The sequence below is a fragment of the Methylobacterium sp. 142-1Y genome, from assembly GCF_057747795.1.
Map to the genome: position 1 here is coordinate 295,259 of NZ_JBYLEN010000002.1, position 13,976 is coordinate 309,234.

The following is a 13,976-nucleotide window of genomic DNA, read 5'->3' on the forward strand; positions in this document are numbered from 1 at the left end:
AGGCCGGTCGGACGATCGCCGGGACAGTACCACCATTCTGCAGCCAGGGCCCTTCGGCGCCGGCGCCTCACCAGCACTCGAACCCGCCATCGACCAGGAGATCGATGCCGGTCACGAACGAGGCGGCCGGGCTGAGGAGGAACACGACCGGACCCACCATCTCGTCGACCTCCGCCATCCGGGCCATCGGGGTCTCGCTCTCGAAGCGCTTGACCTGCTCCGCCACCTCCGGCCGCAGATTCATCGGGGTCGAGGTGTAGCCCGGGCTGACCGAATTCACCCGGATGCCCTGCCCGACCCATTCCATGGCAAGCGACTTCGTCAGATGGACGACGCCGGCCTTCGACGTGTTGTAGTGCGCCTGGAGGATGCCGCGGTTGACGATCGAGCCCGACATCGAGGCGATGTTGACGATCGCCCCACGCTTGCGCGGCAGCATGACCCGGCTTTCCGCCTGTGCACAGAGGAATACCCCGGTCAGGTTGACGTCCATCATGCGCTGCCACTGTTCCAGCGGCATCTCCTCGGCCGGCGCCGCATTGGCGATGCCCGCGCAGTTCACCGCGAGCTCGATCGGGCCGAGGTCGCGCTCGGCCGTGGCGATCGCCGCGGCGACCGTGTCGCCCCTGGTCACGTCACCCTGGAGGGTGACGCAGCGGCGCCCCAGCGCCTCGATCGCTGCGGCCGTCTCCGCGAGGCCCGTCGAGGACGGCATGTCGAAGGCCGCCACGTCGGCGCCCGCCTCGGCGATGCCGATGGCCAGGCGCTGGCCGATTCCGCTGCCCGCGCCGGTGACGAAGGCGACCTTGTTGGTGAGGCTGAAGATGTCCATCGCTCTCGCTCTTGAGATCGTCAGTGGGTCGCCCGTTCCATCACGGCGACGCGACTGGCTTCGGTGTGGTCGAGGATGCCGCGGTTGCGGCCGCGGCTCAGCACCATGACGCGGTGGGAGAGGCCCAGGACCTCGTCGAGGTCCGAGCTCACCACGATCACCGCGAGACCGTTGCGCGCGAGATCGGTGATCACGTCGTAGATCTGGGCCCGGGCGCCCACGTCGATGCCGCGGGTCGGCTCGTCCAGGATCACGATCCGGGGCTGCCGCGCGATGCTCTTGGCCAGCACGACCTTCTGCTGGTTGCCGCCGGACAGGTGCTTGCACGGCTGGCCGGCACGTCCCTTGATGCCGAACCGGCGGATGCCGTCCTGGGCGAAGCGGCGCACGGCGCCGGGCCGGACGAAGCTGCCCGGCGCGACGCGCGCGTAATTGCCGAGCGCGATGTTGTCGCCGATCGAGTGCTCCAGCACGAGCCCCTGGAGCTTACGGTCCTCGGGCACGAGCACGATGCCGGCCTTCAGGCCGTCGGCCGGGCTCCTCGGGACGAACTGCCGCCCCTCGGCCACGATGTGGCCGGACTGGATCGGATCGGCGCCGGCGATGGCCCGCACCAGCTCGGTCCGCCCCGCCCCGACGATGCCGGCGATGCCGAAGACCTCGCCGGCCCTGACCGAGAACGACACGTCGGTGAAGGCGCCGCTCGGCGAGGTCAGGCCCTCGACGCGCAGGGCCTCCGGGCCCTGGCTCGGCACGATCGGCGGGAACATGCGGTCGAGCGGGCGGCCGACCATGGTCTCGACGAGGGTCTTCACCGGAGTTTGGGCGCTCTCGAAGGCACCCACGAGCTGACCGTCCCGCAGGACGAGGATGCGGTCGGCGATGCGGGCGATCTCGTCCAGGCGGTGGCTGATGTAGATGAAGCCCAGGCCCGCCTGCTTGAAGCGTGCGATCTGCGCGAAGAGCCGGTCGGTCTCCTCGCCGCCGAGCGCCGCGGTGGGCTCGTCGAGGATCAGGAGCCTGGCGTCGAGCGTCAGCGCCTTGGCGATCTCGACCTGCTGCTGGGCCGCGACGCGCAGGTCGCGCACGAGGGTGTCGGCGGACACGTCGAGCCCGAGGCGGCGTAGCTGCTCGGTGGCGCGCCGCGCCATGCCCGCGCGGTCGACCCGGCCGTGCCGCGTGGGCAGGTGGCCGACGAACACGTTCTCGGCGATGGAGAGTTCCGGCAGGAGCCGCATCTCCTGGTGGATGAGCCCGATGCCCTGGCTCAGGGCATCGGCCGGGCTCGTCGGCGCGTAGGGCCGGCCGTTCCAGGTCATGGTGCCGGCGGAGGGCTGCACCAGGCCGGCGATGATCGAGGAGACGGTCGATTTGCCCGCTCCGTTCTCGCCGAGCAGCGCCACCACCTCGCCCGGGCGGACGTCGAGGTCGACGCCGCGCAGGACCGGGACAGGGCCGTATTGCTTGGCGATGCCGCGGATCGACAGGCCCTCGCGGAGGATCGGTGTGCCGGGTGTCGTCGCGTCGGGACTCGCTACGTCGGTCATGGGCGGCATCCTGCTGAGCGGGGGGCGACGGAGCGGAGACCGGTTCGTCGTCATCGAGCACCTGGGGCTGCGGCCTTCGCCGGCCCCGACCGCCGTCCGGCGCGGAGGGCCGGACGGCGGTCACCCCGTCAGGGATGGTTCGCGATGTACTGCTCGGCGTTGTCCTTGGTGGTCAGCGCCGCGTCCTGGAGCTGCTCGGCCGGGACCTTCTTGCCGGCGACGAGATCGAGGGCGGATTGCAGCGCCAGCTTGCCCATGGCTTGCGTGCGCTGGGTCATGGTCGCGTCGAGGGTGCCGTCCTTCACGGCCTTGAGGCCGGCCAGATCGCCGTCGAAGCCGAAGACCCAGATCTTGCGCCCGAGATTGGCTGCCTTGACCGCCTGGGCGGCGCCGAGCGCCAGCGCGTCGGCCCGGCCGAAGAACATCGTGATGCCGGGATGCCGCTGGAGCATGTTCTGCGCGATGTTGAAGCCCTCGTCCTTCATCCACATCTTCGAGGCCTCGCGGCCGACCTCCTTGATGCCGGGGCAGGTCGCCATGGCTTCCTTGAAGCCCTTGTCGCGGTCCTGCTCGGGCGTCGTGCCGATCTGGCCCTGGATGATGCCGAGCTCGCCCTTCCCGCCGGAGACCTTGCAGGCGTAATCGCCGAGCGTCTTGGCGGCGACCACCGAGTTCGTGGCGATGAAGGTGTCGCCCGGGGCGTCGGTCGGGTTGCGGTCCACCGCCACGACGGGAATGCCGGCCGCCTTCGCGGTCTTCACCGGGACGGCGGCGGCGGCGGCGCCCGCCGGGATGTAGATCAGGGCCTGGATCTTCTGGTTGACCAGGTCCTGGATCTGGCTGACCTGTGTCGCTCCATCGCCCTTGGCATCGACCGTGACGACGGTCGCGCCCATCTCCTTGGCGTTGCGCTCGACCGATTGCTTGATCTGGTTGAAGAAGTCGGCCTGCAGGTTGGCGACGGCCAGGCCGATCTTGACCGGCTCGGCGGCGTGGGCGCCGAACGGAACCAGCGCGAGCAGGGCGGCACCGGCCATCAGTGAGCGTAGCGTGGTCATGTTTCCTCTCTCGTGGTTCTTGTCGTTGGGTCGGCCGGCTTAAGGGAGAGCCGGCCGACGGGGTCACCGGCGGCGCCGGATGAGGGTGTCGAAGGCCACCGCGGCGGCGATCATCAGGCCGACGATGATGTCCTTGTCGTAGGTCTGGGCGCCGATCTGGCTCAGCCCGCTGTTCAGGACGCCGATGATCAGGACGCCGATGAGCGTGCCGCCCATCGAGCCGACGCCGCCCGACAGGCTGGCGCCTCCGATCACCACCGCGGCGATGGCGGTCAGTTCGTAGCCGAGGCCGTCATAGGGCTGCGAGGTCTGGAGGCGAGCGGCATTGGCCATGCCGGCGATCGCCGCGAGGGCGCCCGCCAGGACGTAGACGCCGACGATGTAGAGGCGCACCGGGATGCCCGCGAGCCGCGCGACCTCCGGGTTGCCGCCGATGGCGTAGAGGTTGCGTCCCTCCGGCCGGAACCGGAGGAAGGCCCATCCCGCCACGACGAGGAGCAGGAAGAACGCCGTCGTGGTCGTGATGAGGCCGAAATGCCGGGTCGTGTTCAGGGTGTTGAAGGCGTCGGGCCAGCCCGAGACGACGTTGCCGTCGGTGTACTTGTTGGCCAGTCCCCGGGCGACCGTCATCAGCGCGAGCGTCGCGATGAAGGGCGGCAGTCGCGCGAAGGTGATCAGGAGCCCGGAGGCGAGGCCGCAGACCGATCCGGCCAGGAGGCCGCACAGCAGCGCCGGGACGAAGGGCATCCCGAGCGCCGAGAACAACCACCCGGTGGTCATCGCCGAGAAAGCGAGCACCGAGCCGACCGAGAGATCGATCCCGCCCGTGATGATCACGAACGTCATTCCGATCGCCAGGATGCCGTAGACGGTCACCTGGTCGAAGATGATGATCGCGTTCTGGACCGTGAAGAAGTGATCGGCCTTGAACGAGAAGAAGATCGACAGCGCCACGAGCCCGACGAGTGGGCCCCACACACCGCTCGTCAGGTCGAGCCGGACCCGCTTCTCGCCTTCGCTAAACCGTTCGACCCGCGCCGTCATGTGTCCGCCCTCGTCCTCGCGGTCTGTGCCGCGATCAGTGGTCCGCTTCCGTTCGCCGCGATCTCGCGCGGCCGATCGCCTCGCTCCATCGGTCCCGCGCCCGCCGCCGCGCTCCGGCATCCAAGGCCGGCGCGAACCGGTCGTGCGGGGCCCGCCGCGTCGTGAGATCGCCTTCCGTCCAGAGCCCCGCCCCCAGCCCGGCAAGATGAACGACGCCGAGGGCGGAGAGCTCGGCCGTGTCGCTGCGCAGGATCTGCCGGCCGAGAATGTCGGCCTCGCTCTGCATCAATCCGTCGTTGCGCGTCGGCCCGCCATCCACGAAGAGCGCGTCGATGCGGGTCGGACCGCGCTCGATGGCCTCGACGACATCCGCGATCTGGTGCGCGATCGAGTCGAACGCCGCGCGGGCGAGGCTGCCCCGCGAGGTGCCGAGCGAGAGGTTGGCGACGAGGCCGACGGCGCCGTCGTCCCACCACGGTGCGCCGAGGCCGGTGAAGCCCGGGACGAGGCAGAGTCCCTCGTCGACCGACGAGCGGGCGAGCTCGGCGAGTTCGTCCAGGCTCACGCCCAGAAGCGTCGCGAGCCAGCGCAGGGTCGAGCCGGCTGCCCGGATGTTGCCCTCGGCCGCGTAGGCGACGGCGTCGCCGATCTGCCAGGCGATCGTCCGGCACAGGCCGGGATCGAGATCCGCGCCCGTCTCGACGAGGCCCATGACCGACGAGCCGGTGCCGTGCGTCGCCTTGACCTGGCCGGGCTTCTGGGCGCCGTGGCCGAACAGGGCGGCGTGGGAATCGGCCATCACCGCCAGGAGCGGCACGCCGTCCGGCAACGGGGACAGGCCTCTGACGGACGGGAACGGCCCCGTCGAGGGGAGCACGGCCGGAAGAGCCGCGGCCGGGATGCGAAAAAGCTCGAGGAGCTCAGCGCTCCAGCGGCACCGCTCGATGTCGAGCAGTTGCGTGCGCGACGCATTGCCCGCCTCGATGACGTGCTCCGACCCGAAGCGGCTCATGATCCAGCTGTCGATGGTGCCGATGCGGATCTCGCCGGTCGCGGCCCGGGTCCCGGTCGGGTCGACCTGGTCGAGGAGCCAGCGTGCCTTGAGGGCCGAGAACATCGGATCGAGCGGCAGGCCGCTGATCGCCCGGACCCGCCCGGGCGCGTCACCCACGCCGATGCGCCGGGCGAGGCCGGACGTCCGCTGGTCCTGCCACGACAGAACCGGCGAGAGGGGCGCACCCGTGCGCGCATCCCACAGCAGGCACGATTCCCGCTGGGTGCTCAAGCCGACCGCGACGACGGCGCGGCCGGTCTCGGGCGTCAGGCAGGCGCCGACCGCCGCCTGGACGCTGCGCCAGATCTCGTCGGCGTCCTGCTCGACCCATCCTGCTTGCGGATGCCGCTCGGTGACGGCGGCCTGGCCCCGCGCGACGACCGAGCCGGACCCGTCGACCAGCAGGCACTTGGTCGAGCTCGTTCCCTGGTCGATGCCGAGAACGAAGGCGGCCGTCACGCGTCGCCCCGGATCTTGAGCAGCGCGCGCGCCGCCGCCTCGATGCCTGCCGCATTCAGGCCGAAGTGGTCGAGCAGGAACTGAGTGTCGCCGGTCGGCGCGAAGGCGGGCACGCCGAGGATGCGCATCGGCACCGGGTGATGCTGGGCCACGAGCTCCGCCACCGCGCCGCCGAGGCCGCCGCCGGACACGGCTTCCTCCGCCGTCACGATCGCACCCGTCTCCCGCGCCGCCTTAAGGATCGTCTCCTCGTCGAGGGGCTTGAGGGTCGAGACGTTCAGGACGCGGGCCGAGATGCCGGCCTCACCCAGGCGCTTGGCGGCTTCGAGGGCGCGCGACACCATCGTGCCGATCGCCGCGATGGTGACGTCGCTGCCCTCGGTCAAGGTGGCGATCCGGCCGGGCGTGAAACCGCCGGTCGTCACGGCCGGGATCTTGAAGCGCGGGATGCGCATGTAGATCGGCCGGCCGGCTCCCGCCGCCCAGCGCACCGCGCCCCGGGTCTCGTCCGGATCGGCGGGCGCCATCACGGTGAGGTCCGGGATGGCGCGCATCCAGGCGAAGTCCTCGATCGAATGGTGCGTCGGCCCGAGCTCGCCATAGGCCAGGCCCGGAGACATGGCGCAGAGCACCACCGGATATTGCGAATAGGCGCAATCGGCCTTGATCTGCTCGGTCGCACGGCCCGACAGGAACGGCCCGGCGGCGCAGACGAAGGGGATCATCCCGGCATTGGCGAGGCCGGCGCCCACCCCGACCATGTTCTGCTCGGCGATGCCGACATTGACCAGGCGGTCGGGGAATTCCTTCTGGAACGCTCCGAGATTGCTGGAGCCGATCGAGTCGTTGCACACCGCGACGATGCGGGCATCGGCCCGGGCCAGCGCGATGAGTTCCTCGGCGAAGGCCACGCGACAATCGAAGGTCGGGGCTGCACCGGGCTTGGGGGCGGCTTCGGGAGCGCTCATCGGGCCAGTTCCTTCAGGGCAATCTCGACCTGCTCGGCGCTCGGGACCTTGTGGTGCCAATCGACCTTGTCTTCCATGAAGGACACGCCACGTCCCTTGAAGGTCCGCGCGATGACGGCCCGCGGCCTGTCCGATCCGGTCCGTCCGAGGAGGTCCGCCAGCGCGGACACGTCGTGGCCGTCGACATCGTGGACGTCCCAGCCGAAGGCCCGGAACTTGTCGGCCAGCGGCTCGAGTTGGTTGGTCGCCTCGGTACCCGCGCCCTGCTGGAAGCGGTTGCGGTCGACGATAGCCGTGAGGTTGCCGAGGCCGCGATGGGCTGCCGCCATGGCGGCCTCCCAGTTCGAGCCTTCCTGCAACTCGCCGTCGCCGAGGACCACGAAGGTCCGCCAAGTCTCGCCGGCGATCCGTGCGCCCGTGGCCATCCCGACCGCGATCGGCAGGCCGTGGCCGAGCGGGCCGGTATTGGCCTCGACACCCGGGATCTTGCGCCGGTTCGGATGCCCGTTGAGCGGCGAGAGCGGCTTCATGAAGCTGTTGACAGCCTCAGGTTCAAAGAATCCGCGCAGCGACAGCACGCTGTAGAAAGCCGCCGCGCAATGGCCCTTCGAAAGCACGAAACGGTCGCGCTTCGGACTCGTCGGGTTCGCCGGATCGATGTCCAGGACGTGGAAGTAGAGCGCCGTCAGGATGTCGGTGACCGAGAGATCGCCGCCGACATGACCGAGCTGTGCCGCATGGATCGTGCGGATGATCTTCAATCGGACGGCAGTGGCGATCTCGGCGAGCTGTGCCGCGTCGGAGGTGCGCTCGTAGGTTGGCCGACACGGCCTAAGCGCGACCGAAACCTCCGCGCCGCCGAGAATGGGGCTGGTCACCGTCTGTCCTCCCGGTTTGAATATTTATTCAATTTCGATTGGCTATTCAAACGAGATCCCGATCGCGTGTCAAGCGGTACCTGACGCAAGGCCGCCCCCGCGGAAGCGGGGGAAGGGGGCCTGTGCTCACCCAGGGTTCGGCCCCTGGCCGCTCGGACCGGAAGCGTTTAGAGGGGGCAGCCGGCCGGGAGCCGGAGAGAAGGCAGGGACAGGAGCCATGAGCGCGCGTCAGGACGCCGATCGACTGGACAGCATCGCCGACGCCGTCGCGGCCATTCGGGCGGGCGAGCTGGTCGTCGTGGTCGACGATACGGATCGGGAGAACGAGGGCGATCTTATCATGGCCGCCGCGCCGGCCACGGCCGAGCGCATGGCCTTCATGATCCGCCATACGAGCGGAATTATTTGCGCGCCGATGGGCAGCGAGCGGGCGGAACGGCTGCATCTTCCGCCTATGGTGGCCAACAACCTCGATCCGCTCCGCACTGCCTTCACGGTCAGCGTCGATTACCGGGTCGGGCTGACCACCGGCATCTCGGCCGAGGAGCGGGCCAACACGGTCAGGGCTCTGGCGCTGGCCGAGGCGCAGCCGCGCGATTTCCTGCGGCCCGGCCACGTGTTTCCCCTCATCGCCCGGGCGGGAGGCGTGCTCACGCGCTCCGGTCACACGGAGGCTGCCATCGACCTTGCCGAGATGGCCGGCCTACCGGACGTGGCCGTGCTCGCCGAGGTGGTCAACGACGACGGCACGGTCAAGCGCTTGGCGGATCTCATGCGCTTCGCGCGGGAACACGGCCTGCGCATCATCTCGATCGAGGACCTGATTGCCGACCGGCTCAAGAACAAGAAGCTCATCCACCGCCTGCATCAAGAACAGCGGATCATCGATGGAATGGAGGCGACGCTTCACGTCTACGGCGTGGACGGCGATGAGCCATCGCAACATGTAGCCGTCACCTTCGGGGCGATCGGCGATGGACGCAACGTACCCTGCCGGATCCAGCAGGAGGACGTGATCGCCAGCATGCTGGGCAGCGGTCGCGAAGGATGGGACATCGCGCTCCGTCAGTTCAGGGCACAGGGACGAGGCCTGTTCGTTCTGTTGCGACGGCCTAGCGTTCTCGCCTCGTCGAGCGGGCAGGAGCGGCTGGACGGCGCGGGAGAGCATCACGAGAGTGCACAGGCGCGCAAGAAGCGTTGGCTCGACATCGGCGTCGGCGCTCAGATCCTCAGGGATCTCGGCATCAGCTCGATCAATCTGATCGCCGCAAAGGACAAGGCCTATGTCGGATTATCCGGCTACGGCATCGACATTGTCGGCCGATACTGGCCGGACTGAGGCCCTGTTGTAGAACGGGTGGGCAAGCTTAAGCTTTGGATGAGCGGCAAGGGCCGGGACAGTGCCCGATACAAATTCCAGCACGGCACTTCCGGAATTCGTGTCACAAGCCAGCGCGGCACTTGGGCGAACTCGATTTCCGCGTCGCGAAGCGATCAGTCGGCGACGATATTGCCGGTCAGGTCCCAATCCGCACTGCCGCGCTCGATCGGGCGGTGTGGGGAGTAGGCCTTTCACCGGCGTGAGCGCGTCAAGGCAGGCCTCGATCCGCTCTCACCGGTGAACACAACGCTCGGCAGAGGAGCGACGACGGCTTCGCTGTTCTGCTCGTCAGGATTCCACCTCCACATTGGAGACGGATGCTTCACCCTGTCTGATTTGCTTCTGACCCTTCTGCAGCTTGCTGGCTTCGATCATCTCGTCGTCGCGCACCAGGGCATTGGCCAGCATCATGAGAAACGGGGCAATCCCACTCCCGTTTCGTCGGGCCTTTGCGGACGCCGAAGCGCGATCTGGCATCCTCTAACGTTCCATAACATAACTTATGCGAATGATGAGGCAAGCGCCTACTCAAAACGGGGTGTCAGCGAAGGGAGAATCCGGCATCGATCCGCTACCGAGGAGCAACGGCGAAAACCTGATGTTCGGCACTTCTGGCGAGGATGCCCGTGAACCCGGTCTTCCGGTCGTCGTCTCCGGGACGGAAGATCGACGCGCAGGTGGAGCGCGACCTCGGCCCTTTCCGGGAAGCGGTGAAGCTGCCGGTGACGATCCCGGGCATCAGTGACCTCACCGCGCAGGTGATCCTCTCCGAGATCGGCCCCGACATGAGCCGCTTCCCGACCGCCGGCCATCTGATCTCCTGGGCCGGGCTGTGCCCGAGGAACGACGAGGGTGCGGGCAAGCGGCGCTCGACGCGGCTGCGCAAGGGCGCGCCCTGGCTCAAGACCGCGCTGGTCCAGGCGGCCTGGGCCGGGATGCGCAAGAAGGCGAGCGACGTCAGGGCGCAGTTCCAGCGTCTGCGCGGCCGGCGCGGTCCCAAGAAGGCGATCTGCGCGGTCGCTGCCTCTCTGCTGACGGCGATCTACCACATGTGCAAGACCGGCACGGCTTACGTCGATCCCGGACACAACCACGGCCATAAAGCTGCCCCGACGATCCGCGCCAAGGCGCTCGTCCGGCAGATCGAGCGCCTCGGATTTGCGTGCGAACTCAAGCCTGTAGAGCCTGTTTCAATTTAGAGGTGCCCGCGAACCGGAGGAAGGATCACGCACGATCATACCCATCTCTGCGGCCAAGCCTCGGCTGCCTGACCCAAGACAAACAGCCCATGAAACCCTGCGCGGTTCAGTTGATTCGGGCGACCGGCTCGGCCAGTCCGTACCGTGGCCCGGCCTGCCGGGGTGCGGAGGGTGCAGGATGATCGTTGTTACGGGAGCCGCCGGCTTCATCGGATCGAACGTGGTCGCATCGCTCAACGAGCGGGGCATCGAGGATGTTCTCGTCTGCGACCGCCTCGGCTCGGATGGCCGCTGGCGCAACCTGCGCGACCGGGCGGTCGCCGCCTTCGTCGCCCCCGAGGAACTGTTCGAGCGGCTGCGCGGGCGCCGCGACATCGAGCAGGTCATCCATCTGGGCGCGGTCGCCTCGACGCTGGAGACGGATGCGGATCGGGTCATGGCGGAGAACTACCACTTCAGCCTGCGGCTGATCGATTGGTGCACCGAGGCTGCGGTGCCGATCGTCTACGCCTCCTCGGCCGCGACCTACGGCGACGGCGCGCAGGGCTTCGACGACGATCCCGCGCTCGCCGCCCTGCGGCGCCTGCGCCCGCTCAATCTCTATGCCTGGAGCAAGCATCAACTCGACCTCGCCATGGCCCGGCGGCGCGAGACGGGAGCCCCGCTGCCGCCGCGCTGTATCGGGTTGAAGTTCTTCAACGTGTTCGGCCCGAACGAGTACCACAAGGGCGCCATGGCGAGCCTCGTGACCCAGGTCCATCCCCAGGTGCGCGCGGGCGAGACGATCTCGCTCTTTGCCAGCCATCGGCCGACCATCCCGGATGGTGGCCAGCGGCGCGACTTCGTTCCGGTCGCCTATGCGGTCGACGTCCTGCTGTGGCTGATGGAGGGTCCGGTCCGGCAGGGCTTGTTCAACGTCGGGACCGGTCGCGCCCGCAGCTTCGCCGATCTCGCCCGGGCCGTCTTCGCGGCGGAGGGCAAGCGTGAGGCCATCGCCTATCGGCCGATGCCCGAGGCCCTGCGGGACGTCTACCAGTACGTGACCGAAGCCTCGACCGGGCGGCTGCGCGCCGCGGGCTGGAGCGGGCAGGCGCCAACGCTGGAGGACAGCGTGAGCGATTACGTGGCGTCGTATCTGCGTCCGCTCCGCTACCGCTGACGCCGATGGGAGGCCGACTGCTTCTTCCCGGTGCGGCGGCATGGTAGGGCCCGGCATCCCGTTTCGCCGGAACCGGCGCGCGATACGGACGCTGCACCCGGACTTTCGCCACGTTTCCAGCCGCCGACGCGCACCGCATGAAGACAGCTCTGATCACCGGCGTCACCGGCCAGGACGGCGCCTATCTGGCCCAGCTCCTCCTCGAGAAGGGCTACGCCGTTCACGGCCTCGTGCGCCGCTCCAGCAGCATGGACATCAACGATGCCCGCCTCCGCTGGCTCGGCATCGCCGACGCGGTGCAGCTCGTCGACGGCGACGTGACCGACCTGTCGAGCCTCCTCCGCGCGGTCCGGACGGTGCGGCCGGACGAAGTCTACAACCTCGCGGCGCAATCCTTCGTGATGACCTCGTGGCAGCAGCCCCTGCTCACCGGCGGCGTGACCGCCCTCGGCTGCGTCGGCGTGCTGGAGGCGGTGCGGACCGAGCGGCCGGAGGCGCGGATCTGCCAACCCTCCTCCTCGGAGATGTTCGGCCGCGTTCGCGAGTCGCCGCAGACCGAGACGACGCCGTTCTATCCACGCTCGCCTTACGCGGCGGCCAAGGTCTACGCGCACTGGATGACCGTGAACTACCGCGAGAGCTTCGGCCTGCATGCATCGAGCGGGATTCTGTTCAATCACGAGAGCCCGCTGCGCGGAATCCAGTTCGTCACCCGGAAGGTCACGGACGCGGTGGCACGGATCAAGCTCGGCCTGGCGACCGAGCTGCGGCTCGGCAACATCGATGCCGCGCGCGACTGGGGGCACGCGCGCGATTACGTGAGGGCCATGTGGCTGATGCTGCAGCAGGACGTCCCCGACGACTACGTGATTGCCACGGGGCGGATCTTCACCGTGCGGGAGATGTGCAGGATCGCTTTCGACTGTGCCGGCCTCGACATGGAGCGCCACCTCGTGATCGACCCGGTTCTGTTCCGGCCCGCCGAGGTCGACGCCCTGCAGGGCGACGCATCCAAGGCCCGGACCCGGCTCGGCTGGAAGCCCGAGGTCACGCTCGAGGCGACGATCCACGAGATGGTCGAGGCGGACCTGCGGCGCCTGTCGGGCGAAGCGCAGGCTCCGTCTTCGTGGCCGGATCCGGCCCGTCCCGGCGCAGGGTGACATGAAGCGGAGCGCGAGACCGTCCGCACGGGTACGATCTGGATCAGGCCTGGATCCTCAAGGAACCGTTTGCACGGTTCGGACATGCATGACGGTCGCCCGCTATGACCGCGCCGACCCGCGATCGGCGAGAATCCGATCGAAATACGCGACCGTCTTCTCGATGCCTTGGCGCAGGGCCACGGTCGGCTCCCATTCGAGGATCTCCCTGGCCCTGGTGATGTCGGGGCAGCGCTGCTTGGGGTCGTCCGGCGGCAGCGGGAGGTGGACCAGCGTCGAGGACGACCCGGTGACGTCGAGCACGATCTGCGCCATTTGCCGGATCGTGCACTCGCTCGGATTGCCGATGTTGATCGGGCCGGTGATCTCCGGGCCGGTCCGCATCATCCGCATCATCGCCTCGATCAGATCGTCGACGTAGCAGAACGAGCGCGTCTGCTGGCCGTCGCCGTAGAGCGTGATGCTCTCGCCGCGCAGGGCCTGCACGATCAGGTTCGACACCACGCGCCCGTCATTCGGGTGCATGCGCGGACCGTAGGTGTTGAAGATGCGCACGACCTTGATCGCCAGTCCATGCTGGCGATGGTAGTCGAAGAACAGGGTCTCGGCGCAGCGCTTGCCCTCGTCGTAGCACGAGCGCAAGCCGATCGGGTTCACGCGCCCCCGGTATTCCTCCGGCTGAGGATGCACCTCGGGGTCTCCGTAGACCTCCGAGGTCGAGGCCTGGAGCACCCTCGCGTCGTTTCGCCTGGCCAGGTCCAGCATGTTGATCGCCCCGAGAATGCTGGTCTTCGTGGTCCGTACGGGATCACGCTGGTAATGGATCGGCGAGGCGGGGCATGCCAGATTGTAGATCTCGTCGACATCGACCGAAAGCGGCTCCGTCACATCGTGATGCATGAGCGTGAAGCCTGGTTCCGACAGCAGGGTATCCAGGTTGTCGCGCGCGCCGGTGATGAAATTGTCGACACACAGAACGTCATGTCCTTGGGCCGTCAGCCGCTCGCAGAGGTGGGATCCCAGGAATCCGGCGCCACCGGCAACCATGATCTTTTTGCGACTCTTGCGATGCATCGACGTGATCCTTGCCGAGTAGCCTTGATCCGAGCATGGCGCCGTTGCCTGCGGCGGGAAGCCGGAACGGGGTTCAGCCTCGCTTCCGGGCGAGTGGCAGCGCCCTTTCATCCCGGATCTCCGGCCGCTATCAAGCGCGACATGACTCGGAGGATGATGGAAC

13 protein-coding genes are annotated in these 13,976 nt (G+C 68.4%); 4 read left to right on the forward strand and 9 right to left on the reverse strand.

What is annotated here, in order from left to right; genetic code table 11:
- Positions 1 to 67: 67 nt before the first annotated feature.
- The 7 genes from AC3AOF_RS31430 to AC3AOF_RS31460 all read right to left on the reverse strand — a co-directional run bounded on the left by AC3AOF_RS31430 (position 68) and on the right by AC3AOF_RS31460 (position 7,840).
- Positions 68 to 832: an SDR family oxidoreductase gene (locus AC3AOF_RS31430; protein WP_236993394.1), complete on the reverse strand. Its 765-nt coding sequence runs from the start codon at positions 830 to 832 to the stop codon at positions 68 to 70.
- Positions 833 to 852: 20 nt separating this feature from the next.
- Entirely contained in the window at positions 853 to 2,379 is a 1,527-nt protein-coding gene (locus tag AC3AOF_RS31435) for a sugar ABC transporter ATP-binding protein (RefSeq protein WP_236993395.1), read from the reverse strand.
- Between the two features lie 128 nt (positions 2,380 to 2,507).
- Positions 2,508 to 3,437 carry a sugar ABC transporter substrate-binding protein gene (locus AC3AOF_RS31440; protein ID WP_236993396.1) on the reverse strand — a complete coding sequence of 310 codons (930 nt, stop codon included), beginning with the start codon at positions 3,435 to 3,437 and terminating at the stop codon, positions 2,508 to 2,510.
- A 63-nt stretch (positions 3,438 to 3,500) separates the two neighbouring features.
- Complete coding sequence (locus AC3AOF_RS31445) at positions 3,501 to 4,481, reverse strand: ABC transporter permease (protein ID WP_236993397.1); 981 nt, start codon at positions 4,479 to 4,481, stop codon at positions 3,501 to 3,503.
- 34 nt (positions 4,482 to 4,515) lie between these two features.
- The gene (locus tag AC3AOF_RS31450; RefSeq protein ID WP_488349414.1) at positions 4,516 to 5,994 is read right to left on the reverse strand and encodes an FGGY-family carbohydrate kinase; all 1,479 of its coding nucleotides are present in this window, start codon (positions 5,992 to 5,994) and stop codon (positions 4,516 to 4,518) included.
- Entirely contained in the window at positions 5,991 to 6,962 is a 972-nt protein-coding gene (locus tag AC3AOF_RS31455; RefSeq protein ID WP_488349415.1) for a transketolase family protein, read from the reverse strand. Before AC3AOF_RS31455 ends, AC3AOF_RS31450 begins: the two co-directional genes overlap by 4 nt.
- On the reverse strand, positions 6,959 to 7,840 hold the full coding sequence (locus AC3AOF_RS31460) for a transketolase (protein WP_488349416.1): 882 nt from the start codon (positions 7,838 to 7,840) through the stop codon (positions 6,959 to 6,961). The genes AC3AOF_RS31455 and AC3AOF_RS31460 overlap by 4 nt, the downstream gene beginning before the upstream one ends.
- A gap of 217 nt (positions 7,841 to 8,057) precedes the next feature.
- Between AC3AOF_RS31460 and ribB the strand changes: the two genes are divergently transcribed.
- Positions 8,058 to 9,179, forward strand: a complete 1,122-nt coding sequence (gene ribB / locus AC3AOF_RS31465; RefSeq protein WP_236993400.1) for a 3,4-dihydroxy-2-butanone-4-phosphate synthase — start codon at positions 8,058 to 8,060, stop codon at positions 9,177 to 9,179.
- Between the two features lie 330 nt (positions 9,180 to 9,509).
- On the opposite strand, the gene AC3AOF_RS31470 is transcribed toward ribB, so the two are convergent.
- Positions 9,510 to 9,632, reverse strand: coding sequence for a hypothetical protein (locus AC3AOF_RS31470; protein WP_272913333.1), 123 nt, complete (start codon positions 9,630 to 9,632; stop codon positions 9,510 to 9,512).
- 215 nt (positions 9,633 to 9,847) lie between these two features.
- Between AC3AOF_RS31470 and AC3AOF_RS31475 the strand changes: the two genes are divergently transcribed.
- The 3 genes from AC3AOF_RS31475 to gmd all read left to right on the forward strand — a co-directional run bounded on the left by AC3AOF_RS31475 (position 9,848) and on the right by gmd (position 12,739).
- Positions 9,848 to 10,420, forward strand: coding sequence for a transposase (locus tag AC3AOF_RS31475; protein WP_236993401.1), 573 nt, complete (start codon positions 9,848 to 9,850; stop codon positions 10,418 to 10,420).
- A gap of 178 nt (positions 10,421 to 10,598) precedes the next feature.
- Positions 10,599 to 11,579 (forward strand): ADP-glyceromanno-heptose 6-epimerase, encoded by a 981-nt coding sequence (gene rfaD / locus AC3AOF_RS31480; protein WP_236993402.1) that lies wholly within the window; start codon positions 10,599 to 10,601, stop codon positions 11,577 to 11,579.
- A 137-nt stretch (positions 11,580 to 11,716) separates the two neighbouring features.
- The gene (gene gmd / locus AC3AOF_RS31485) at positions 11,717 to 12,739 is read left to right on the forward strand and encodes a GDP-mannose 4,6-dehydratase (protein WP_236993403.1); all 1,023 of its coding nucleotides are present in this window, start codon (positions 11,717 to 11,719) and stop codon (positions 12,737 to 12,739) included.
- Between the two features lie 102 nt (positions 12,740 to 12,841).
- On the opposite strand, the gene AC3AOF_RS31490 is transcribed toward gmd, so the two are convergent.
- A complete protein-coding gene (locus tag AC3AOF_RS31490) occupies positions 12,842 to 13,813 on the reverse strand; it encodes a UDP-glucuronic acid decarboxylase family protein (protein ID WP_236993506.1) in 972 nt (323 codons plus the stop codon).
- Positions 13,814 to 13,976 lie beyond the last annotated feature (163 nt).

Excerpts from the sequence above, each read along its gene's own strand:
- AC3AOF_RS31430 (WP_236993394.1), bottom strand. The coding sequence starts at position 832 with ATGGACATCTTCAGCCTCACCAACAAGGTCGCCTTCGTCACCGGCGCG.
- AC3AOF_RS31435 (WP_236993395.1), bottom strand. The coding sequence starts at position 2,379 with ATGACCGACGTAGCGAGTCCCGACGCGACGACACCCGGCACACCGATC.
- AC3AOF_RS31440 (WP_236993396.1), bottom strand. The coding sequence starts at position 3,437 with ATGACCACGCTACGCTCACTGATGGCCGGTGCCGCCCTGCTCGCGCTG.
- AC3AOF_RS31445 (WP_236993397.1), bottom strand. The coding sequence starts at position 4,481 with ATGACGGCGCGGGTCGAACGGTTTAGCGAAGGCGAGAAGCGGGTCCGG.
- AC3AOF_RS31455 (WP_488349415.1), bottom strand. The coding sequence starts at position 6,962 with ATGAGCGCTCCCGAAGCCGCCCCCAAGCCCGGTGCAGCCCCGACCTTC.
- ribB (WP_236993400.1), top strand. The coding sequence starts at position 8,058 with ATGAGCGCGCGTCAGGACGCCGATCGACTGGACAGCATCGCCGACGCC.
- AC3AOF_RS31470 (WP_272913333.1), bottom strand. The coding sequence starts at position 9,632 with ATGATGCTGGCCAATGCCCTGGTGCGCGACGACGAGATGATCGAAGCC.
- rfaD (WP_236993402.1), top strand. The coding sequence starts at position 10,599 with ATGATCGTTGTTACGGGAGCCGCCGGCTTCATCGGATCGAACGTGGTC.
- gmd (WP_236993403.1), top strand. The coding sequence starts at position 11,717 with ATGAAGACAGCTCTGATCACCGGCGTCACCGGCCAGGACGGCGCCTAT.
- AC3AOF_RS31490 (WP_236993506.1), bottom strand. The coding sequence starts at position 13,813 with ATGCATCGCAAGAGTCGCAAAAAGATCATGGTTGCCGGTGGCGCCGGA.